The organism is Colwellia sp. (assembly GCF_013214175.1).
In the GTDB taxonomy this organism is placed as follows: domain Bacteria; phylum Pseudomonadota; class Gammaproteobacteria; order Enterobacterales; family Alteromonadaceae; genus Colwellia.
In genome coordinates, this window is sequence record NZ_JABSPA010000008.1 from 1 (window position 1) to 24,151 (window position 24,151).

13 protein-coding genes, 1 tRNA gene and 1 pseudogene are annotated in these 24,151 nt (G+C 38.5%); 2 read left to right on the plus strand and 13 right to left on the minus strand.

The features are described 5' to 3' along the window. Positions 1–570: 570 nt before the first annotated feature. The 6 genes from HRT55_RS16870 to HRT55_RS16895 form a co-directional block, all read right to left on the minus strand. Entirely contained in the window at positions 571–1,113 is a 543-nt protein-coding gene (locus HRT55_RS16870; RefSeq protein ID WP_291623102.1) for a putative adhesin, read from the minus strand. 187 nt (positions 1,114–1,300) lie between these two features. Further along, positions 1,301–3,232 (minus strand): alpha-L-fucosidase, encoded by a 1,932-nt coding sequence (locus tag HRT55_RS16875; RefSeq protein WP_291623104.1) that lies wholly within the window; start codon positions 3,230–3,232, stop codon positions 1,301–1,303. A gap of 276 nt (positions 3,233–3,508) precedes the next feature. Then, entirely contained in the window at positions 3,509–6,430 is a 2,922-nt protein-coding gene (locus HRT55_RS16880) for a TonB-dependent receptor (protein WP_291623106.1), read from the minus strand. 586 nt (positions 6,431–7,016) lie between these two features. After that, a complete protein-coding gene (fbaA, locus tag HRT55_RS16885; protein WP_291623108.1) occupies positions 7,017–8,090 on the minus strand; it encodes a class II fructose-bisphosphate aldolase in 1,074 nt (357 codons plus the stop codon). Positions 8,091–8,480: 390 nt separating this feature from the next. Continuing rightward, a complete protein-coding gene (locus HRT55_RS16890) occupies positions 8,481–9,491 on the minus strand; it encodes an aldo/keto reductase (RefSeq protein ID WP_291623110.1) in 1,011 nt (336 codons plus the stop codon). A 174-nt stretch (positions 9,492–9,665) separates the two neighbouring features. After that, positions 9,666–10,790, minus strand: a complete 1,125-nt coding sequence (locus tag HRT55_RS16895; RefSeq protein ID WP_291623112.1) for a DUF3083 family protein — start codon at positions 10,788–10,790, stop codon at positions 9,666–9,668. A gap of 355 nt (positions 10,791–11,145) precedes the next feature. Between HRT55_RS16895 and HRT55_RS16900 the strand changes: the two are divergent. Next, positions 11,146–12,114, plus strand: a pseudogene (locus HRT55_RS16900) (class 1 fructose-bisphosphatase). Positions 12,115–12,279: 165 nt separating this feature from the next. Further along, the gene (locus tag HRT55_RS16905) at positions 12,280–13,023 is read left to right on the plus strand and encodes a transporter substrate-binding domain-containing protein (RefSeq protein WP_291623114.1); all 744 of its coding nucleotides are present in this window, start codon (positions 12,280–12,282) and stop codon (positions 13,021–13,023) included. A 105-nt stretch (positions 13,024–13,128) separates the two neighbouring features. On the opposite strand, the gene HRT55_RS16910 is transcribed toward HRT55_RS16905, so the two are convergent. The 7 genes from HRT55_RS16910 to htpX all read right to left on the minus strand — a co-directional run bounded on the left by HRT55_RS16910 (position 13,129) and on the right by htpX (position 23,944). Beyond that, a complete protein-coding gene (locus tag HRT55_RS16910) occupies positions 13,129–15,471 on the minus strand; it encodes a right-handed parallel beta-helix repeat-containing protein (RefSeq protein ID WP_291623116.1) in 2,343 nt (780 codons plus the stop codon). Between the two features lie 99 nt (positions 15,472–15,570). Further along, a complete protein-coding gene (locus HRT55_RS16915; protein ID WP_291623117.1) occupies positions 15,571–17,784 on the minus strand; it encodes a right-handed parallel beta-helix repeat-containing protein in 2,214 nt (737 codons plus the stop codon). Between the two features lie 27 nt (positions 17,785–17,811). Next, positions 17,812–19,593, minus strand: a complete 1,782-nt coding sequence (locus HRT55_RS16920; RefSeq protein WP_291623120.1) for a sulfatase — start codon at positions 19,591–19,593, stop codon at positions 17,812–17,814. A gap of 6 nt (positions 19,594–19,599) precedes the next feature. Further along, on the minus strand, positions 19,600–21,129 hold the full coding sequence (locus tag HRT55_RS16925; RefSeq protein ID WP_291623122.1) for a sulfatase-like hydrolase/transferase: 1,530 nt from the start codon (positions 21,127–21,129) through the stop codon (positions 19,600–19,602). Positions 21,130–21,905: 776 nt separating this feature from the next. Further along, positions 21,906–21,996: transfer RNA gene (locus HRT55_RS16930), tRNA-Ser, on the minus strand. A gap of 208 nt (positions 21,997–22,204) precedes the next feature. Then, positions 22,205–22,966, minus strand: a complete 762-nt coding sequence (locus HRT55_RS16935) for a hypothetical protein (RefSeq protein ID WP_291623124.1) — start codon at positions 22,964–22,966, stop codon at positions 22,205–22,207. Between the two features lie 81 nt (positions 22,967–23,047). Then, a complete protein-coding gene (gene htpX / locus HRT55_RS16940; protein ID WP_291623126.1) occupies positions 23,048–23,944 on the minus strand; it encodes a protease HtpX in 897 nt (298 codons plus the stop codon). Positions 23,945–24,151 lie beyond the last annotated feature (207 nt).

Consider the following 24,151-nt stretch of genomic DNA (forward strand, 5'->3'; position numbering starts at 1 on the left):
AATGTCCGTTCCATAATTAAAATTTAATTTACATTAATGTCCCACAAATTCAAAGAATTAGAAACCACTGCAACCAATTATTTAATAAAAGATAGGATGTTACTAAGCCCGCTCAGTAATACCCATCATAGAAAAGGCTATAAATTACACTAAGATCAATTAAATAGACGTTTATTGGTGTTTTTTAGGAGTGTTACTGAGCCGGCTCAGTAACATGACATAAAATATTCATTAGAAAATATAAGGCAAAAAATTAAAGGCTAACGTCCGGAATGCGCACCAAGTTGCCCTTAACAAAAGGGCTACTTCATTTGAAGTTTACTAATTTTTTAAAATTAGATGCTAAGGGCGGTAAGTACCACAGAGCAGACATTAACTATTACAGAAATGTGAACAGCTTGGATTAGGTTTTTATCGATAAACCCAAATAAAAATCAACCGCTTGCTTAGGATAACAAACGGAGATTAAAGGGGGCAGTGATACCATTAACTGACTAGTCTCAGCCACCCTGTTCTATTGTTCTTGAGGTAACATCCTATAAAACTTACATTCAGTTTGTTTGAAATAAACTACTGATGCATAGAATGATTACTATTGACCCATTTTTGTTGTTGAATGCCGTTGACATCTTTCCATTTAAAAAGATATTGCCCATTATGTCCTGCCTGAGCTGTGCGATCTGATGCGTTTAAACCAAATTCTCGCCCGCCCACTTGAGACAATCCCAACGATTGGCAGCAAAGCCAATGAAAATCCAATTTATTTCCGTAAGCAGCTGTGCAATCAGCCATGACATCACTTAATGAACGACGTGTTTTGGGAGCTACGGGCAGAGTATGTAATATATAGGGAGAAACTCCTCCCCCCCAGCTATAAGCGTTATTGACCTGTCCTTGAGTGAGAGATGACATCTGTAAATTAGGGACAGTCTTAAATGCGCTATGTTCTGATTCTGTTTTCGTGTAGGTACCTGCCATAATTTGTTTTACCATTGTTGCATTAAGTAATTTGGCAAAGTGGGTATAAAAGGTTAGTGAACAATTTGCAGGTATTTTTGTGTAGCCCATTGATGGTTTCCAACTACCATGTCCATGAAGATAAACTGTTGTCATAATTATGTTCCTTTTTATATAATTATCGTTCATCACAATCATAATGTGAGAGAAAAAATTATACAACATCTTAAAACTAGCTATTGTACTCATGTCATGCCTTCATACTTTCAGAGTATTTAAACTAATACTTTCAGTGAACACTTTACAAGACAATATAAAGTGCACATAAAAGGAAAGATTCCTGCTACTTTTCTGGTATTAACTCTATCGACTCAATATCAATGTTCATAGCACGATAGCGCTGGTCTTGTGCTTTAAATTCCTTGGTGCTGGCTTTAAGCTCAAATACTTGTCCTTGCTTTAAAATAACTTTCTGAATACCCGTCTCGGTAAAGTTCAATACGCCAACACTACTTTGCACAAAGTCCCCTGCGCTTTTACTCACTACTTTATTTACAGTAAGCTTTTGCTCATTACCATCAAATGACTGTAGTTTTTCGACTTTTTGTCCTTGGCCTTTTAGCTTAAAGGCAAGCTCATTGCTAGCATTGACAAAAATAAAGTCTTTATCTTTATAACGCATTTTATAGCTGATATTCACTTGGTAGCTACCTACTTTTGGCACATCAACATACCAGCTACGAGAGAAGTCTTTTAACATCGAGCGATAACTTTGCTTACCAAACTTGCCCTCTTTAGTTGCTTGCTCGCCTACTAAGCTGATAACACCATTTTCATCGGTTTTGCTATGTCGAGGCACAATTGATAAATCGCCACTGTAATCTAGCTTTAAGATGGTTAAGTTAAGATCTTTTTTGACACCAGATAAGTCAATAATGGTATCGCCATTTTTTCGCTTAACTAATAATTTATTATTGCCATTACTATAGGAATAGCTTAATGGCGTAACTTGCTGCACGCTATTTTCTAAGCCCGGTAATGTTAATTGATTATCTGCAGGCCAGTTGTGAATATGTAAGTACAAAGCACCTTCTTTTGTCGATACTTGTCCCCAATCCAATTTAAGGAATGGGTTTAAACCGGTTTCAAAAATAGCTTCTCTGTTTTTATCCACCCATTTACCAACGCCGACTAAAACATCTTTTTCATAAGCTAGAATGCTACCATCACCTTTTGGTCCGATGTTTAATAAGAAGTTACCGCCCATACTGGCGATATCCGAAAGTTTTCTAACTTGTACCGAAACTTGCTCTTCAAGTGGTAAACCTTTCACCCACGATTTATAACCCCAGGTATGATAAAAGGTGCCTGGTGTTTCCCACGGGTAATCGGTAATCGGAGAGTCTGGCACATGGTTGTCTGGCATAGTTAAAAAGTCACCTTGATTATTCATCAACCGACCATTAATTAAGGCATTGGGTTGGTACTTTTTCACCACGTCTCGAAAGCGTTTACTTTGCGCAAGCGTTGGCTCGCCCATATCAAAAAACACTTCTACAATGTCGCCATAATTAGTCATTAGCTCTTCAAGCTGCGCCACTTGAAAGTCTTCATTGGCTTTTGATACTTTAGAAAAGACACTGATCTTGCCGTCAGTTGGGTTACGCTCAGGGTTTGGTCCATTAAAATGCCAATCCGGGGTTGAGTAATATAAACCCAGTTTTAAACCATGACGTTTGGTGGCCTCGCTTAGCTCTTTTAATAAATCTTTTTTATAAGGGGTGTAATCAACAATATCAAAATCGGTATGCTTAGTATCAAACATGGCAAAACCATCATGATGCTTAGTGGTTAATACGATGTAACGCATGCCCGCTTGTTTAGCCAGTAAAACAATGGCATCTGCATCAAAGTTACTTGGATTGAATTTTTTTACGACTTCTTGGTAATCTTCTTGAGAAATATCAGCATGACGCTGAATTTGCTCACCGAGCTTTTCAATCTCTTTGCCCTGCCATACACCAGCAAGATCAGCATATGCTCCGAAATGTATAAATAAACCAAAACGCATCGCTTGCCACTTGGCAATAGCCTGCTTCGTTTGCTTTTGTTGTTGAGAGCTTTCATAAAGCTGAGTTTGTGCTTGGCTAAGAGGTTTAGGTGTCTCTGCATTTATTTGCTGCGGATTGCAGCCTGTTAACACAAATGCAGAAATTAAACTTGTAAGTACTACCTGCTTAGATAGCTTTGGAAACTTAGGTAAACGAGACCGCATAATTTAAAAATCCTTAATGAGCATAAAAAGCACCTAGGTACTTGCCCTTAATAAAACAGCAGCAAATATGCACTTTATCTTTTGTAAAACACCAATCAGGTGGCGTGATTTCAAATATAGCTAAAGATGAATGTAGTACTAATATCTTAATGAAATTGACGTGACTTGATGTATTTAACAGATATTTAAGTAAAAAAATGGCCAGTAAAACTGACCATTTAAGTGGATTAACATTAAGTTTGCATGGAAGTGACCAATTCAATTAACTCATGCAAGTTAAAAGGTATAACGCATAGATAAGCGGTAGCTTCTGCCATAGTTATAAATTTCATCGACACGGCTATCATTAACACTGCTTAAGTCACCGGTAAACTCCTTAGTTAAACCTGAGTCTTCTGGCGCTGTTAAGACATTGAAAATTCTGTCGTAGCTTTTGGTTAAGTTAGTCGCAGAGAAGCTCAGCTTTAACGCTTTGGTAATGTCAAAGTTAGCGGTGAAATCTAACGTACCACGATCATCACGGATTTTACTGCTATTGCCACTTGTTACATCAACCAAGGCTTTAGTTCTGTAGGCATAAGCAAAACGGAAACTCATATCTTCATTTTCCCAATACACTGTTGCATTAGCTGAATGCTTAGAGGTATTGACAAATGGCAGGCCATTATAAGGGTTAGTTTCATCTTCAGGGTCAACTATGGCTTCACTATCTGCATAGGTATAGTTAATTGAAGTACCTAAATGTTTTAATAAACCCGGCAAGAAATCATAATGTTGCTGATAGGCCAGCTCCATACCCTGAATATCAGCTGATGCGCCATTAACTGAAGTGCGATATTGTACCTTCGCACAAGGGTCCATAGCGGTTAGTTGCTCTTCTGGAGGTAAAGCTGAACGATCGACAATACAGTTACCATCTATTGGGTTAGTAAACTCTTTAAAAACCGATGAATCATAACTAAAACTTTTAAAATCTTTATAGAAAAATGCCGCAGATAACAATGCGCCTTCTTCAAAGTACCACTCGGCAGAAAAGTCGAATTGGTCCGCTAAAAAGGGTTCTAACTGGGTATTACCGCCCTTAGCCTCAGGGGTTTCATTCAAATTTGATGACTTAAGGCGGAAATTTGGGTTTAAGTCATCAATACTTGGACGTGCCATTACTCGGGCAGCACTGGTACGTAAAACGATATTCTCAGTAAGTAAATAATTAACTGTAAAGCTTGGTAAAAACTCACCATAATCTTTTGTGTCTGTTACCGATACAGGCGCATCATAATCACTTGCCGGAACACTTAACCCATCAACAACAAACATAATATCATCTGGGTATTCATAACCTGAATGACTATTACCTTCAATTTCAGTATGAGCGTAGCGTACACCAAAGTTACCGGTAATATCGCCAGTTAATAATTCAAAATTAGCTTGTACATAAGCGCCATAGGTTTTCTCATGTACTTGCCAAGATTTCAGAGGGCTAGACTCAAACTGACCTTCAGTGCCATTAGGAAAAGCAAGTGCAATACTGGCATTAACATCTGGTGATAACCACGTAGTTGGCATACCTACTGGTGCGATACCGTCTAAGAAATGGCCGCCAGTAATACTACTATCTAACACGCCGTCAACTTGATCAGCAAATATTTTAGTCTTACCGTCTTCAAATTGAGTCCACTTTTTAACTGCTTCATCGGCAATAACCGCTTTAGTGCGATCAGTGTATTTAACACCAAACTCTACTGAGGTAATTAAATCACTATCGAAACTGCGACTTACATCAAAGTAATAACCGGCTTTAGAGTCGTCTACTTCACGCATTTGTACTCGCGCTTGACCCATTTGCCAATAACTTGCATCTTCATTATTCCAGTTAGTACAGTAACTAAATTCTGGTAAATAATCCCCTTGAGGGCCATGGGCGTAATCAACACCGCACCAGTCGTTAGGTTCATTTGATGAGCTAGTAGCAGCTTTAGACCACCAGTTAACTTTATAGCTATCACTCCACTCTTGCGAGGTATCAGAATAACCAACACGACCTTTAACTAACCAGTAATCACCAATAGCATGTTCAATTTCTAAACCCGTTATTAAACTATCGGTAGTATTGGCCCACTGACCATTTTGTGCCTGTGTGCCTGGTTTCTTTGAAAAAGCACTAGTGACTGTGCTCGCTGTTGAAGCATCACCCGGAATAATACTGACATCAGCAAGGACTTTTCCTGATGCGCGGTCTAAATTATTTAAGCGAGTTTGTGAATGTAGATGATCAATTTCTTGACGAGAAAACGAGGCATCAAATCGAATATCGGTGGCATCGCCTGGGCGCATTTGAAAAGTAAAAGTACCACCCTGTTTGAGTTTATCATCAAGGTTAACTCGCGCTAGTGCTGCATCAGGCATCATAGCTGCAGTATTATCAGGTAATGTTTCGCCCGTTAACGCGTTAGTTGCACCAGTAAAGGCTTTATTATTGGTACTATCACTGTTTAAACGCCAGCCATTGGTAGAAAACTGTTCTTTACGCACACTTTGTTTATCGTGAAATAATGAACCAGCGATACCGATGCTATCACTAAATTGATAGAGCCCTGTGTATGAGAACCTTGGTGTGGTTTCTTCTGCTAATTCGTTATAACGTGCTTCAACCGAGAAAACGTTAACGTTTTTGTTTGATGATAGCGGTGCACGGGTATACAAATTAATAGATGCACCCAGTGAACCTTCTTCTTGATTAGCTGCTGGAGATTTAACCACGTCAATGCGACTTAAAATATCGGCAGAAAACAAGCTTAAATCAACAGCCTGGCTATCGGTATTACTGGTCATCGATACGCCGTTAAGTTTGATATCATTTAAAGATGCTTGTACACCGCGCACGGTAATAGTTTGGCTATCACCACCGTTCCTATCTAATGAAACACCTGCGATACGAGATAACGCTTGGGCAATATTCTCATCTGATGACTTGCCGATTTCTTCAGCAATAATGGAGTCCGAAATAGTTTCTGAGTTCTTCTTGGCATTTAATGCCGAATTTAAACTTGAGCGAACACCAGTAACTTCGATAACTTCAATTTCTTTTAATTTGTTTTTCTTTTCAGTCTCTTCAGCAAAGGCGTTGCTAGCTACTGATGCTGTAAGTGCCATGCAGACAAAGCTAGCAATTTTAGATTTCTTAAATTCTTTTAACATGTTGTTCCCCAGGACGAACGTAAAGCCCGTATTACTTAGTTTGGATGTTGTCGCCAAATAAATATATTTTTATTGTTTTATGTTTCTTAGCATTTCAGTCGCCGTTGCAAAACTTGCCATTATTCTACTTAGCTTAAAATATCAGTCATCTATTTCAGATGATTTTGTAACCATACGACTGCAAATAAATGTATGGCTTTTGTAAAGGAATGTAAAGAACTAAATTGACCTTTATTAAAAATAAACACCCAACAAGAAAGAGCAACACCAACAATTAAACACGATAAGTCCTAAATAACAATTACTTATGGTTATGCAACAAGTTAAACACTACAAACAAGCTATATATAATAAACACCAACTTACACATGGATACTTAAAAAACTTTTAACCTGTTAACTTTTAAAGTATAAGGATAAGTCTGCTTGTTTGGAGCAGCTGCAGTGGTATATCAAGGGAGGAAAGAATAAATAAGGGGTGATAGAAACAGCTAATTCCGTATTTCCCTTCATAAAAAGCAAAGATAACAGCAGCTTAAGCTAGAATGTGACATTTGTTTACTAAAGCTGCTCGGTATGAGCTTATATTAGATACACTGCAACTCTTGATAAGCTTGCATGATCCTATCAGTCATAGAAATTTCTGCAGCATGACTCCACTTTCTGGGATCGTAGTATTTTTTATTTGGTTTATCCTGCCCTTCAGGGCTACCAATTTGGCTCTGTAGATAGCCATTAAACTTGTTATTAAAATGACTAACACCTTGCCAATACGCCCATTGGGTGTCGGTATCTATGTTCATTTTAACCACACCGTAATCTATAGCTTCACTGATCTCAGCTGCGGTGGAGCCTGAGCCACCGTGAAAAACAAAATCAAGGCTATTCGCTGCTAGCTGATATTTATCACTGACAAATTGCTGAGACTGCTGCAAGATAATTGGCGTTAAGTGCACATTACCCGGCTGATACACGCCATGAACATTGCCAAATGATGCTGCAATAGTGAAATATGGACTAATACGGTTTAGTGTTTCATAGGCAAAAGCAACATCTTCTGGCTGCGTGTATAAAGCACTGTTATCAAGGTGAGAATTATCAACACCATCCTCTTCGCCACCAGTACAACCCAGTTCAATTTCCAGTGACATTTCAATTGCTTTTAATCGCGTTAAGTAATTCGCGCAAGTGGCAATATTATCTTCAATAGGCTCTTCAGAGAGATCTATCATATGAGAACTAAAAAGAGGTTTACCCGTTTGTTGAAAGTATGCTTCACCTTCGGTGAGCAAGCCATCAATCCAAGGCAGCAATTTACGATTGGCATGATCAGTATGTAAGACCACATGCACATCATAATGTTTGGCAACTTGATGAACATATTTAGCGCCAGCGATTGCACCCGCTATAGCTGCTTCAATAGGTGATAGACCTGAACTCTTACCAATAAAGGCAGCTGCGCCGCCATTTGAGAATTGAATGATAATGGGCATACTGGCAGATTTTGCCGCAGCTAAGGCTGAGTTTAAGGTAGAACTGCTACTAACATTAACCGCAGGAAATGCACATTTGTTTGTTTTAGCAATGGCATATAAGCGATGAACATCACTACCGGTAACAACACCTTTGGCGATTGATTTAAATAAGTTGGCTTTTGACATAGTTTTAACTGTCCTTTCAATCACAACCAAATTGTGACCTTTGACTATAAAAAACACATTGTATCACTATAAAATTAAAAATATAACTTAAAAGTGCTCTTGCTAAAGATGTGCATAATAGAACTTACTAAAGCTTAGCTAACAGTTGCGGGGTTTACCTAATTAAGCAGCGTTTAGCTTAGCTAAATTAAGTTAAAATTAACGGATAGTTATGAACTGTTGACTTATTAGGGACATATTAAGCAAGTATTGAAGATATACAAGTAATGAATTATTTATGCATAAATGGTAGTCAACAAGCCACCATTAAAAATGACTTGCTGACTTTAAGAATTCTAGATCGGGTAAAACCTTATATAATTAATCTTATATAGAGGTTTATTTAGCTGCTTATATAGAAATGAGGCCTTTATCTTTCATTGCTTGCCAGAAGGTATTGGGAATTTGTGCTTCAACCAAAGAGACATTGCTCCTTACCCGCTTAGGTGAACTTGAGTTTAAAGCAACCGAGACTATTTCATCAAACAAAAAGGAAAACTGCACACAGACTTCCGCTGGTTTAACGTTAAAATCATCACATAAAGCATTGAACTGATCACGCCAATTAAACTCAGCCTCATGACTCTCACGGGTAATGGTTTTGTAATCAAAATTATCACTACCAATTAAGAAACCGGCATTAAATACCGCAGAGTTAATCACGCTAACACCTTGTTTACCGAGTTTTTTTAATAAAGCTAATGTTGATGGCCTGTGTGTATAAGGCGTAATTGAGCAAGCAAACATGGCCCAATCTAATTGAATATGATCACTAATAAAATCAATAACACTCACATCTTTCGCGCCAACACCAACAGACTCAACCTTACCGGCATCACGTAATTCCATCAGCGCTTTATACGCGTCAAGGATATCTTGTTTACGTTTTGCCAAATCAGCTTCATCTTCAGCCCCGGCAAGGTATTCATCGGGATCATGAATTGAAACTATTTTTGCTTCATAATCACCAAGCAAATCATTGCCCTGCTGATAGCAATCAAGAATGCCCTGATAAGAAATATCTTGTACGGCATCATGCTTTAAGTTTATCCATGCACCCGGTTCAAAAGTCGGCTCTTCGCTTGTTAACGGTACGCGCTTCCAGCCAAGTTTATTACTAATTCTTACCGTATCTGGATCAACATTGAGTGCTTTTAATCCGGCAGCCAGCGACTCTAAAGCTAAACCTGCACCGTATTTACCTGCACTATCAAATAATGGCATGTCTGGGCTGCCTTCAACTGCAGCTTGAACTAATTGTTTTTTAACTTCGCTGTCTAGCTCGACAAAAAGGTTGCCTAAACTACTGGTACCAAAAATTATTTTAGGCATTTTTTTAGCTGTAGCTGCTATTTCATTCATATTATTTACTCTCGCATAAAGCCCTGTTTTGTTGGCCTTTTAACAAACCAAGTGAATACTCGATCTGCTAATATCTATCAATAACTACATCATAAGTGCATTTAAATTAACAAGCAATTTAATTTGATCTTTATCTATAAAAGACACACTGTGTTTTGTGGCTATATTAACTAGCTATACACGACGAACCAATTGCTGATTAAAGCGCATCAACATATAGTCATGGTCTTTTTTCCAGTTTAACTCATCAGCAATAGCGCCCACAGCTTTAGTAACCTGATTAACAAACTTGCCATAAGTTTTATGGGTTTCATCAAAATCAGTAGCAAAAAATACTAACCGGATTGTATCAACCAGTTTACCTCCTTGCCATTGCATACTAATATCTCTGTTCCTGCGATGTGGGTTATAACCAAGAGAAATAATATCGCCATTAATAATGGTACTAGCACTTTCATCAAACCGTACTATCGGTGATAAACCATTGGCTATCATGGCCGTTTGGTTAAGTTGATATTTTTTATTTGCCTGAGTAAAAGCTTGGGATATTTTTGTATATAACTGTTCAAAGGGCATATCTGAGTCGTAATCTATTTCAGTATCCTTTAGCAGTCGCCTGGTCATAGGAAGACTGACAACAGCATAAGTCACTGCGGTGAAGTCACCATCAACCATAACGTTTTGGTGCTGGTAACGTGTCGATATTTCACGAAAAGTATGACTGATACTTTCTTTATTACCTTTTTCTCTCGAAAAAATATCATAAGTAATGTGTTGATGATCACGTACTTTTAATGCGCCAGCTTTCAGCCCTATTTTCTGTGAAAGTATGTTCACTGCTTTAAGCACTTTTTGATGAAAGCCTGCTGCATTTTCACGAAGACTTGCACCGGTAGCCAAAAACAAGAATTTCACTTTATTAGAACGAACCGCGCCGTCAAAGTAGCCTTTAAATGTACTGTTATGCATCGGACTATAGAAAAAGAATGATTGTTTATCAGTATGTAATACCTGCTGTTCATCGCTATTCCTTACTCGCACTAAACGATTGTTAGCAACAAAGTTTGCATGTTCTATATTGCACTCTTCAACAATATCAAAAGCTATTTTTGCCAGTTTTTGATAAAATTTTTGGTAAGGCTGCTCTTGTGTTAGATCAACAACCTCCCCTACTAAATCAATGAGTTCATCCGTTAATGGCATTTCTGCAATAACATAATGATTATCACGGGCATTTAAAGGTACATATACTTTTTCAGATGCGCGGTGTTTCCTAAGTATCGAACTAGATCTTCTCATTTTACCCTCACTTATTAACTAGATATTGGCAATCATTAAAACAAAACAAGATGGACTTTATATATACTAAACACTACCGTCACCTTTCTAATATGTCAACAATGCTTCCAATAATTGTCATAGATTTTTGCTTGAAAGACAGTAACAACAAATATTTAATTAGTAACTAACCTCGATTAAACAAGACTTTGTAATATTATAAGTTCGATCTAATTCATATTTATAAAAAACACCATTACTCAAATGGGTTTATTATATATACTAAACACGCGGTATTCGTAATTAGATTTAAAGTCCACTAACGACTTACCTAGCGATTAGCAAAATGACACCAAGACTAAATAAGGCAAAAAACATGCAAAGATTAGCCCCAGCATTACGGCAAGATAATGTTTCTCATGATTTAATTTCATTAATAAAAACCCTATTGGCAGCAACTAAAGAAATATCTTTTCGTGTTGGCCAAGCCCATTTAAGTGGCTTAATGGGTTCAACTTTAGATTAAAATATTCAAGGAGATATTCAAAAAGAACTTGATGTGGTGGCCAATGAACTTATTAAAGATGTCTTGCTCGAATCCGGTTATGTAAAAGCTATTTCTTCTGAAGAAGAAGACACCTCAGTGGTTGGCAACCCCGATGGTAAATTCCTGGTGTCTTTTGACCCCCTCGATGGTAGCTCAAATATTGAAGTAAATGGCTTAATAGGCACTATATTTTCTATCCACCGCGCCCCGCAAGATTGCGCTGCCTATGACACCAGTATATTTATGCAGCCAGGTACACAACAAGTGTGCGCTGGTTATGTTTTATATGGCCCTGCCACTATGTTAGTGATGACAACGGGTAAAGGCACACATTTTTATGTGTTAGATAGAACCCATGGCGGTTTTTTATTGGTTGAGCGTAATGTAAGTATTGCCGAAGACACCAACGAGTTTGCCATTAATATGGCTAATCAGAGTTACTGGCAAGCACCTATGCAGCACTACATTGACGATTTAATAGCCGGGGAAAATGGCCCTAGAGCTAAACCTTTTAATATGCGTTGGTTAGGTGCCATGGTCGGTGATGTACATCGAGTGCTAACCCGTGGCGGAATTTTTGCCTACCCAAGTGATAGTAAAAATGCATCGCAACCCAATAAGCTGCGCTTGATGTATGAAGCCAACCCTATGAGCTTTTTAGTTGAACAAGCAGGCGGTATGAGTGTTAGTGGTAATAGCAGGATTATGGAAATACAGCCTACCGATATTCATCAACGTGTTGAGGTAATATTAGGTTCTAAAAACGAAGTAGAAAAGTGTCTTAGTTACTATAAATAGCTACCATAAATAACTTTTTAAATAGTGACTTTAAATAGAAAATAGACCTTCGTGGTTACGATTAAAACTAGCAATGTTGTCAAATATAAGACTCTTTGGCAACATTGCTAGCGAGCAATAACAAACTATAATCAATATTGCCCACCTTAATTTGATCAGAGTCAGATGAAACTAGTTAAATGGTTAACTCACTGTCTTGGCATGCTGGCAATATCCACCAGCCCTACTTCCCTAGCCGTCAATGTAGTCACTTTTGCCAGTGGCGCACCACTTGATGGCTATCAAGCTAGAGTTATTATTCCTATATTGACTGAAGCTTTTGCCCAGCAAAACGTTGAGTTTAACGCCGTGTATTTACCGAGTTTGCGTGCCTTACAAATTTCAAACTCTGGCATGTTAGACGGAGAGCTTCATCGTGTTGCTGGCTTTCATGAAATAACCCAGGATAAATATAACAACCTAATCAAAATAGACCATAAGCTATTATCCGTTTACTTAGCAATATTTGCCAAAGAAAATGTTATTGTAGATAACTGGGATGATCTTAACCATTATGCCTTAGCGTATTATCGAGGCCGAAAAAATGTCGATTCATATCTTAGTAATGTTGGCGCTCAGTATGGTATCTATAAGGTGAATACTGATAAGCAGGCTTTTCGTATGCTAGCGTCAAATAAAGTTGATATTGTCATATCTGAAAGTCACTTTGGAAATTCCCTTATTAACTCAAGCGACCAACTCAGCGGCATCAAGGAAATAAAACGCCTTGATAAAACGGATATTTATGCATATATCCATAATAAGCATCAGCATTTATTACCTGCCTTAGTAAGAGCCCTTGAGCAAATGAAAGCACAAGGAAGATTTAAACAAATAAAGGCCCAAGCTCAACAAAGCCAGTCAAAGTAGAGGCCTTGTTGCTAATTCCCAACCAAAGCAAACGCCCCACACAGAAAAGACATAAAAAAGGTAAGCAGTAATGCTTACCTTTTTGTTTCTTAAACGAACTTACAGTTAGTGCACATTTTTTTGCACACCTTCCATACCGCCGTGAAGGATAGTTTCACCACCCCACTGCATGGTGTCACGATCCAACTTTAATAAACGCTTAGGGAAATCTTTACTGACACCAAAAGAGTCCATGCTGACATCAAAGGGTTTAAAGCCAGTTTTTAGTGCGGCCGCCCCAGCTACTAACCTATAGTCTTTATTAGCTAAATCAACAAACTGTTGCTGTGATGTAGCAACAGAGTGTGTCTCAACACCATTTTTCTGATGTTTATTTAAAAACTTATCAGCGCCAGCAAAAGCATAGGTATTGTAATCGAGTAAATATTCATAAGGAATTGCTTTAGTACCGCGTTTAGTAGCAAAAAACTCTGTAGTATTCCACAAGTTACGAGAGCCATATGGCGGTCTTCTCGCTTCGGTAAAGATATTGTGCTCAATTACTGATTCAGGCTTAAAGTATTGACGAGGAAAAGCTCTCATACGAATAGCTTCACCATCGGTATTAATAAAGATGTTGTTAGTGATATGGTTATAGTCTTTATGAACAATACCGGTACCGGCATTTTCAAAGATATTTTGTGTAGTAATGGTGCCACGTTGCCAATCATCTGTACGAGCGCCGATATAATCAACATCATAAATATAGTTATGACGGATTATATTACCTTCACCGGCCCCTGAAATATTAATAGATGCGCCATCATGCAATTGCAATAAGGTTTTAGTGACCTTGTTGTTTTCAATGATGTTATTTTTACCATGTAAATAAGGCATAAAGTGCGCTTGAGTATCATCAGTGTATTCAACAGCTAAATCAATTTCATTCCAGCGAATCGTTTTAGCGGCTTCATCAAAGTCTTCATTTTTCTTCATCAATATTTGTACACGTGGACCAGCAATACCTACCGCTTTACGCGGCACGTGATGGATCCAGTTATTCGAAATAATATTGTCACCACTTTGCCATACAAAAACAGCATGACCGTGCCAGATTATTTCACCAACATGATGAATGATGTTATTGCTAATCGTATTGTGGTGGTTTACATCTTTAGTGCCTGGACCGTAACCTGCCAGTAAAACCCCCATATGACCAACATAATCAATTAGGTTATTTTCAATAGTAATGTTTTGAGCATGTAAATCTAAACGAATAGCTGACCCTGCTGAGTTGGTAAAGTGACTATTGCTCACTTTCATGTTTTCAGCACCACGAAAACGCAACATGGCATTACCATAATCAAAGGTATCCCAATCGTGTTGAATACCCCAGCCTTTATGATCTTCAGACCAAACCGAACGCTTAGCTTGAGTAAAAGTAATACCTTCAAAACTGATGTTCTTAACCGGAATATCGGCGACAGCATCATAGTTAATATCACCTTCAACACGTACTAACTCCATCAATTGTGGAATAGTGATGTTGCTAGGTTTGGCATTATCATGTGGCCAGTAATACAATTTACCCGTTAGGCTGTTATGCGCCCACTCACCGGCTTCATCGATAAAGTCAACTGCATTTTCAATAACCGCCCACGGGCCGTTTTGAGAAAAAGCAGGTGCATTAGCTTCATATTTAAGTGTTAGTAACTGCTTATCAAGGTCAATTGATGCAAGAGGAATAAAATTTAAAGCCCAAGGAACAGGATTAAAAAACACTTCTATATCATCAAGGTTTTTCCAAGCACGTATTGGCGCACCTTCAACATAACGGATTTCTTTTAACAGGTGACGATCTTTTTTGTGCATCACATTACGTGAATCGGCAATTTCATAACCAGTTGGTTTCACGCCATCAAAACGTGCGCTACGAGCGCGTGGTAAACGTTTGTCACCAGTAAACATTGCGGTAAAACGACCGAATTCTGCACGGGTTACATCGGCAACCCAAACGTTATCTATCGCTACTTCAGGTAAACCATCGAGCTCAGTTGCTAGCTTGCTCCAGCCAACAACCGCTTTACCACTAGAGATAACAGGTGTTTCATCGCCGTAAGCACGATAATTTACAAAGTATTCACCTTGACCACCATCTTGACGATTTAACACTAAGGTTTCGTTTAAGGTATAAGTACCGCCACGAAGCCATACAGTAATATCTTGTTGGCGCTGCGTTGCATCTAACTGACGAATAGCATTTCTAGCGCCAGCAATGGTTTTAAAGGGTACAGCTTCAGTACCCAAGCCATCTTGCTGACCTTGCGGTGAAACATAAAACTCAAGACTGCTTGTTGCTTGTTTTACTGTTTGTTCGCTCTGCTCAGACGTTTGATTACACCCGGTAAGCACAGCACTAGTACATACGGCAACTAGCAATGAATGTGGGGAAAATAGTTTATTTATCATAATACTTCCAATTACTTCTATCGACTTAAAATTCTCAACACGGTTAATACTGGTATTAGTGTGTTGCTGACAATTATTGTTATTGTTTGACTTACTTTATTACTGCTCGACCGTAAACGACCAAACATCACCTTTAACTATCTTATTTTGCACTTTGCCTTTAGCTTTACCGGCAACTTTCCTTTCAAGAAGTGCATCAACGCGCCAATAATAGCTTTTGCCTGCTTCCAACTTTTCCGGGGTAAAAATATTATGGCTAAACTCCCCCTGGTATTGTGAAGACTGAGTATTAGCTAGCTCAACAGCCTTTTTATCTTTACCAAAATAAACCTGATGCTTTGTCGATTTATAAGCGTTTAACCACATTAAATCAGCGTCCAGCTTTACTTTAATCGCTGAAATCGGCGGTACGGGTTTAGAAGCTTGTTGGGCTTGAAAGCCAGGGATCCAGTAATCTAATGCGCCAAACTCATAAGGGCCAATATCAGGAGCCTTACCAAGATAATAATTAGTCTTGCCTTTAATCCTCGCACCAGCATCAACCAACATAGAATCAGCCTTAGGCCTAAAATCTAAGTTATCAACGTCGCGTAATTGTGATCGAACATCTAAACCTAAAGTCACGCCATCCCAGTTATGATCCACAATGCCAGGAACTGAGTATTTACTACGTGGTTTAGTTCGATGACCGGAGAATTTATTACTAATATTGTTGCGGGTAATGGTTTGGTGATTGTGACCTTGAATGGCTTTATTACTACTGATAATTAAATCATTTTTATGATTATCAAAACTTAAGTTGTTAAAGATGAAATGATTATCACCTTTAAAATAGATACGTTCAGTATTCCAAGCAACATTATTGAATACATTGCCACTGTTGCCATAGGGTGCATTAGGGGTGTTTTTATTATCAAAACGAATACCTTGCTTAACACTGTTATGAACCCAGTTGTAACGTACAATACTGTTTGGCTGCTGCTTAACACTTACTTGGATCATTGAACCATCATTTTGCAAATAACCAGAATCAGATAAGTCATTTAACTCAATGCGATTTCTCACCCCGGCTTTAAATAACTCAGAGCAGCCGGTTGTATGAATGGTGTTACGTCGAAAAATCAATTCCTTGGCATTAACCATATTCAAGGTATAGCCGCCTTTATAGGTACAGCTATAGTCAATATCATGCATATAACAATTTTCTACACGATTACCCGTGCCGTTCATCTCAAGGGCTGGACCATCGGTATAAGCAATTGTACAATTTTTTAATTGGTTATTGGCAAGGCTATGTTCCTTTTTAACCACCATTTTAGTGACTTCAATCGGGGAGTTATCCCCTAACATTCGTTTAGAATAAGACGGATACATTAGCTCGCTATCTTCCACCTTAATAAAGCTACTGCGATTAATGTTAAAGGTGGTGGCGAAAAAATTAATGCCCTGTAAGTTGATGTATTTGGAATGTTTGATATTAACAGCGTAACTTTGCACTTTACCGCGTATGTTTAACGTTTCAGGATTAACGCCATTTTCTGCCCACAAGTATAATTGCTTAGTTTTGTTATCAAAAAACCACTCATTTTCTTCGTCGAGCAGCCCTAACTTACCTTCAAGAAAGTAACCATGACGACTAACACCTGATTTTTTAAAACTAAAATGTGATTTCACCCCTTTGGTATTATAAGAGAAGTGATCATCACCTTTTTGGTGTTTAGTAATTTTTGTTTGATAGGTTTTAAAAGAGCCTGAATTAACTACGATGATGCCGTCAGTTAAATCAAAATCAAAGTGCGATAATTCTTCATTGAAGTATGTACCTAGTTTTCCTCTGCCCTTTTCAGGCCACATCATCGACTTACTTTTATCCCAAACTGAGCCATCGTACCAATTGCCGTTGGGCCAGCGCGCCGAAGTCATGCTTTTATCACCAACAAATAACTGCCAAATAGGCTGTTTTAATGCCGTTTTGTAAATATTACCACTGTGTTTTTGCCATTTTTGTTTAATGGCAATAGTGCCATCTAGGGTGATTTTTTCATCTTGATAGGCTTTAAATGTGAAAGGCTTATCTTTAGTGCCCTTTACCCGGGACAAGGTAACTTGCTCAAAGTAGTTACCCGCTCGAATAAAAGTAATATCGCCTGGGCTCATTTTATCTGCAGCCGCTTGAATAGTTTTCAGTGGTTTTTCAATACTACCTTTATTGCCGTCGCTGCCATTGATAGCAACAAAGTATTCTGTCGCTATGGCCGGTGTAATTAAGGCCGCACCAAGCACAACGATGAGAAATACCGTCAGTTTATTCATTTTTAATTTATTTAATAGCAACATTACTTATTGATTCCAATGCAAAGCTTTAACCGCCATAAGGCTTGGGTATTGTTCATCGGTATCACCAATTTCTTTTTTCAACTGACTCAACGCTTGCTTCAATTGCGCTTTTATCGCCGAGCTTGCTTTATTCGGATACAGATTATTCATCTCTTTAGGATCGTTGACTAAATCGTAAAGTTCCCAGTATGGCGGCGTAGCGGCCGGCATTGCACCATTGGCATCAAGCGGTAAACCATAAAAGAAAGCTAATTTATGGGTTTTAGTACGAATACCATAATGCGCAGGAATAGTATGGTGCGCCATATGTAACCAATAACGGTAATAGATAGCATCCCTGCCGTTGGTAGTTTCAGGCTGTGCCAGGGCAGCTTTAAAGCTTTGTCCCTGCATAGCGACTGGTTTGTTTACGCCGGCTAAATCAAGCAAGGTTGGTGCTATATCTATATTTAAAAATAGCTCATTACTTACTCTGCCTGCTGATGATTTTCCAGTTGTTTTTTCTGAATAGCTTCTTTTAGGTAACATTTTTTTAGGGTATTGCACTAAAAATGGCATTTGAATAGACTCTTCATAAATCCAGCGTTTATCATAATAATCGTGCTCACCTAACATCATGCCTTGATCAGAAGTATAAATAACTATAGTGTTTTCTGTTAAGCCATTAGCATCAAGATAATCTAATACGCGACCAACATTCTCATCAACCGCTTTGATGGTACGTAAATAGTCTTTTAAATATTTTTGATAAGCGGCAGATACCACAGTATTCCAATCGTAACTATCAAGTTCAAGCGGGCCTGTTGGCCAGTCTTTATCTAACATACGTGTTACCAAGCCACGACCTTCCATGCGACGTGATACCGACGAGCCAAACTGTTGGCCCGCTTTACCATCAATAATTACCGCATCGGTTGGGCCATGTTTACCACGATTATATAAGCTGTCTGGCTCAGGGATTTTCACATTTGCCAAAAAGTTTTCATGACGTTTAGCTGGCTGCCATAAACCATGCGGTGCTTTGTGGTGAATCATTAACATAAATGGCTTATCTTGCTGACGTTTGTTTAACCAGTTTAGGCTAACATCGGTAATTACATCGGTAACATAACCAGGATGAACTACTCCGCCTTTTCTACCATTTTGCCATTTATGGCCACTTTCTTTGAATTTGGCAGCAAAATATTCGCCCTGATTGGGCAAGACATTGTAATAATTAAAACCTGATGGCTGAGTTTTTAAATGCCACTTACCAACAATGGCCGTTTGATAACCTGCCAATTGTAGCTGCTTAGCAACATTGTCTTTTTTGCGGTCAAACGAGTCCGCAAGTGTTTTAACACCATTTGTATGACTATATTGGCCCGTTAAAATTGCCGCGCGACTGGGTGTACAAATTGAGTTATTGGCGTACATACCATTAAAACGTACACCATTGGTTGCTAATCTATCAATGTTAGGGGTTTTAAAAACCGATGATAAACGGCCCTGATAACTTGATATGGCATTGGCCGCATGGTCGTCAGACATAATAAAGACAATATTAGGTTGTTTAGCGACAGCCTTGCTAGCGGCAATCTCCCCCTCTCCTGTTTGAATGGCGGCAACTTCGCTGGCAAATAAGCTTAGGCATAACAGTGGAAATATTGCCGCTAATTGTAGCGGTTTAGCTAAAATCACTTGGGCGGCATTCTTTTGCATGGTAATTTTATTGGTGACTTTTTTAATAATAGTATTGGTAAAAGTATTGCTCGGTTTCATGGCTAGGTTAATGTTAAAAGTCATGACAAGTTAATCCCAAGTTAATTGTAAAAATGCCGCGTAACTGGCTTCAGGTGCCGATAAATCTAGCGGATCCTCAACTATTTTCTGCCAACGGGCTAATTCCGCCATCATATTTTCAATACGCTCGGCCTGCTCGGGCTGAGTACTTAAATCATGCATTTCTAAGGGGTCTGCTTGCATATCAAATAACTGCGTGCGTTTGATCATGGGATAGTAAATAAGTTTGTAATCTTGACTGCGTACCATACGTTGAAAATGACGATAAGCACCGTAAACCGTGTCATAAACGATTTCTTTTTCACCGTTAATTAGCGGCACAATACTCGGTGCATCAACTGATGCTGGAATAGTTAATCCAGCAAGCTCTACCGCTGTTGGATAAACACTGTTTAAATAAAACATGCCGGCTGCAGTTTTTCCTGCGGGGATATTTGGCCCTTTAACAATAAAGGGAGCACGAATGCTGTGGTCGTACTGGTTTTGTTTACCCATCAAACCATGACGCCCCATGGCTAATCCGTGATCTGAAGTATAAATAACAACGGTATTTTCAGCCTGACCTGAGTCTTCAAGTTGTTTTAATATTCGGCCAATTTGTGCATCAGTATGCTCTATCATGGCGTAATATTTACTGATTTTGCCTTTGATTTCTTTCGGTGAACGAGGAAAACCAGCTAACACTTCATCACGAAGATAATAATCACCTTGATCAAATGGATGGAATTTTTTGAAGTTTTCCGGTAATTGCATTTTATCGGCAGGATAACGCGCTAAATATTCATCTGGGGCGTGTAGTGGATCATGTGGCGCTAGAAAACCCACATACATCATAAACGGTTTACTGCTACCGTCTCGCTTGGCAAGAAAATCAACCGCGGCATCGGCGACAACTTCACTGGTATGTTTACCGCCTTTGTAGTCAGTAAAAGCGTTATCACCCGATTTTGAGCTATCAAAGTCGGTAAACTCAGCATGCCAATGACCACCCTTTTCGTGACGAGACATACCATTTTTATGAATGGCTTTACCGTGAGTAAAACTACGACGCCAAACATCCATAGATAAATGCCACTTACCGGTTTGAAAGGTGTCATAACCTGACTTTTTAAAGGTTTCGCCAAAGGTGGCATGTTTAGCGACAAAGCTAGCGTCATTTACGCCACGGGCATCTAAACCAGTACGGTATAAATGACGGCCGGTATTAATCATCTGCCTGCTTGGTAAACAAACTGCGCCGGACCATGCTCCTTGGTTAAAAACATAACTAAAACGCATACCTTGCTTAGCCAAGCTATCAAGACTTGGGGTATTTATATTGTTATTGCCAAAAGCAGAAACCGTATCAGGTGCTTGATCATCCGTTAAGATAAAGAGTACGTTTAACGGCTTGTCTGGTGTGCCTTTTTGTTCTGAGTTATTTAGATCACTACAGCCAACAGTTAATGTCAAAAACAACAAAACTGTTAATAAAGTACCTTCTGATCTCCTGTGGTTTTCTTTGATAATCATACAAAGACCCATGCCCATAAAATTCATTAAACTGCCTTTACCTTGTGTAGCTAACGTTAATGACTTCTTATTTGATTTTTTGTCATTAAAATTCAGCCATTGTTTATTACTTTAAACTATCGCACAAAGTGAACTTTGTAAAGAATAAACACACTTATAGTTTTGTTATTCCGAAATGTTGACTGATATATAGAAAGGTTAACTATAAAGGACAATTAAAGGGTGACATCATGACATGAAGATAAAAAGATTCAATTAGTGATTAACCCTATCGATTATTATGCTAATTAACTAATTTTATTTGGCTCAGTAATCACAAAAAAAAGTTTAATAATACCTAAACACGAACGTTTCGGAACATACTCTGAGGCATGAACTTTAATACCAACGAATTCATCAATAAATAATCAATACTTTCTTGGGTTAATAGCGTCTTTAAAGAGACAAAACCTTACAACTAATTTTTCAAAAACTGATTTTAATCATAAATATATACGGAAAGTATTCGCAAGTGCCTTAAACGAGAAAAGGCTGCACATTGTGCCGCCTTTTAAATGTGGCAAGAGGTAATGGTTAGAACTCGGTTAAAGGTGTTGCACTACAAACCCTTTAGTATTCTTAAACACCAGAAAGCAAAAAACCCGTTAATCTTTCGATTAACGGGTTTTTCTAAATGTGGCGGTGAGATATAGACTTGAACTCTACGTTGTAGGTAATGCGCTACAAACCCATGCTCTGTATCTATGATACAATTCGAGGCGAAAAAAAACCGCGACTCGTTAAAGTTGCGGTTTCTTAGAATGTGGCGGTGAGATAGAGATTTGAACTCTAGAAGGGCTACAAACCCTTGCCGGTTTTCAAGACCGGTGCTTTCGACCACTCAGCCATCTCACCAAGTTACTTACAAGAAAAGATTTTTGCTATTCCTTGAAAGTGGGCGCATTCTAAGTACTGTCGCCCTACTTGTAAAGTGTTAAATGCAAAAATAGTTCAATAAACTCAACAAAACAGTTTGTTCGAGGATTTAATGATCAAGTTGTTTCAAAAACCAGCACAGCTAGCCTGGTTTGTATTTAACAGCAACAAGAACAACCGCTATTTTTTACTTTACGGTAGAAAGTGGCTGAGTAAGCTGAAACTCTAATAAAGTGCCTGCCGGGATATTAATGGAATTACCACTGGTAAGTAATGATACCCCTACCCCTACTTTAGCCATATTTTTTGCACCATCCGAGCCATTAGCTAAGCCACCAATTGCGGCTAAGCGCGCAGTTCTACTTACCGTGCTTTTCCCTGTGCCTTCTGTTAACGCTTTAATAGCTGAAGTTTGGATGGGCTTCATCTGATTATTAAGCATGATATCTGTCATGGTTAACATCAAGCTGGTTTTACCTAACAAACGACCTGACTGCTTTGCTTGAGTGATTACCCCATAAACAGTACTACCGCGCGATGCAATGACAACATCATTACTGACTAAGTCAGCTTCAAGACGTACGGTAAACTTATGACCGGCTTTATGCTTTTTACTATTTATAGCGGTATTGGTTCTCACAACGATCCGAGTGCCTATAGGCGCAACGCCACCAACTTTACTGATAACAACAGTGCTTTTATCTTTAGTCATTTGGATTTTATCTTGTTTAACTGCGGGGGCTATATCATCAAAGCTAATGCTTTGTACTTTATCGGTATCAAAAGATAGCTGTTGGCCAGCAATTTCAAAGACAAGTTTATCCGCATTTCTTGAAACGAGAGTACCTGTTAATGATTGGCCGTCTTTTAAAACCAATACATCAGCTAAAACAGTCGCAGAGCTGAATAATGTTAATCCTAGGAATGAAGCCGTTATTATAGTTTTCATTATTACTCCCTAAAGCGTATGTTTATTAATAAATTCACTATAAAGGGAGTATTTCGCTTCCCCTATTGTAAGTATAAGTCACTACTTATTTTTAGCGTTAGCACTAATTTCTAATGCTGCAATTCTCGCTTCAATAGGTGGATGTGAAGACCATAACTGCCTTAAACCTTGTTTGGTTTTTTCGCTTATGCCAAATGCTGCCATCTGTTCTGGTAGCGCCTCAGGCTCTTTTTGAGCTAAGCGTTTTAAGGCGTTTATCATATTTTGATGTCCAGCTAAATCAGCGCCCCCCGTATCGGCGATAAACTCACGTTTTCTTGAAAAGTACATGACGATAGTACTAGCAAGTATAGATAACACCACTTGTGAAATCATCACGGTAACAAAGTAGCCAATGCCGTGGCCACGGTCGTTTTTCAATATCACTCGGTCAACAATATGACCGACAAGTCGTGATAAAAACACTACAAAGGTATTTACCACCCCTTGAATAAGCGTCAAAGTCACCATGTCGCCGTTAGCAACATGACTCATTTCATGGCCAAGTACCGCTTCAATTTCACCTTGAGCCATATTATCCAGTAAACCTTGTGATACAGCTACTAGAGCATTATTTTTACTAGCTCCCGTGGCAAAGGCATTCATTTCACCTGAGGGAAATATTGCTACTTCGGGCATTTTTATGCCTACTATTTTTGCTTGTCTTTCAACCGTAGTCATTAGCCATTTTTCAATATTAATCATCGGCTCTTTAATGACCACGGCACCGGTCATCCGTTTTGCCATCCATTTTGAAATCAACAGTGAAATAAATGAACCACCAAAACCAATGACACCTGAAAGTATCACTAACGACTGAACATCTAAGTCTGAGCCGTTTTCGGCCAGTATACTATCAACACCTAACAAACTCAGGGTGATACTTAACACCAACATGATAGCTATATTGGTCATTAAAAAAAGAAATATTCGTTTCATCTTTATTCCTACAGTAAAAGTAAATAAATGGCTGGCTTGATACAAATAAGTATATTCGATCCTTAGGTGATTTTATGTGTGAATTGGTAATTACATTGTGTGCATAACTTTTATTGGTCGTTTTATCCGACAAGACGGTATAACAACAATAGTTATCTCGGTACTTGAGAAGTGTCTTTAAATTGATAAGCCTATAAAACATAACTA

Coding starts and splice junctions, on each gene's coding strand:
- HRT55_RS16870 (WP_291623102.1), bottom strand. CDS start 1,113: ATGACAACAGTTTATCTTCATGGACATGGTAGTTGGAAACCATCAATG.
- HRT55_RS16875 (WP_291623104.1), bottom strand. CDS start 3,232: ATGCGGTCTCGTTTACCTAAGTTTCCAAAGCTATCTAAGCAGGTAGTA.
- HRT55_RS16880 (WP_291623106.1), bottom strand. CDS start 6,430: ATGTTAAAAGAATTTAAGAAATCTAAAATTGCTAGCTTTGTCTGCATG.
- fbaA (WP_291623108.1), bottom strand. CDS start 8,090: ATGTCAAAAGCCAACTTATTTAAATCAATCGCCAAAGGTGTTGTTACC.
- HRT55_RS16890 (WP_291623110.1), bottom strand. CDS start 9,491: ATGAATGAAATAGCAGCTACAGCTAAAAAAATGCCTAAAATAATTTTT.
- HRT55_RS16895 (WP_291623112.1), bottom strand. CDS start 10,790: ATGAGAAGATCTAGTTCGATACTTAGGAAACACCGCGCATCTGAAAAA.
- HRT55_RS16905 (WP_291623114.1), top strand. CDS start 12,280: ATGAAACTAGTTAAATGGTTAACTCACTGTCTTGGCATGCTGGCAATA.
- HRT55_RS16910 (WP_291623116.1), bottom strand. CDS start 15,471: ATGATAAATAAACTATTTTCCCCACATTCATTGCTAGTTGCCGTATGT.
- HRT55_RS16915 (WP_291623117.1), bottom strand. CDS start 17,784: ATGAATAAACTGACGGTATTTCTCATCGTTGTGCTTGGTGCGGCCTTA.
- HRT55_RS16920 (WP_291623120.1), bottom strand. CDS start 19,593: ATGACTTTTAACATTAACCTAGCCATGAAACCGAGCAATACTTTTACC.
- HRT55_RS16925 (WP_291623122.1), bottom strand. CDS start 21,129: ATGAATTTTATGGGCATGGGTCTTTGTATGATTATCAAAGAAAACCAC.
- HRT55_RS16935 (WP_291623124.1), bottom strand. CDS start 22,966: ATGAAAACTATAATAACGGCTTCATTCCTAGGATTAACATTATTCAGC.
- htpX (WP_291623126.1), bottom strand. CDS start 23,944: ATGAAACGAATATTTCTTTTTTTAATGACCAATATAGCTATCATGTTG.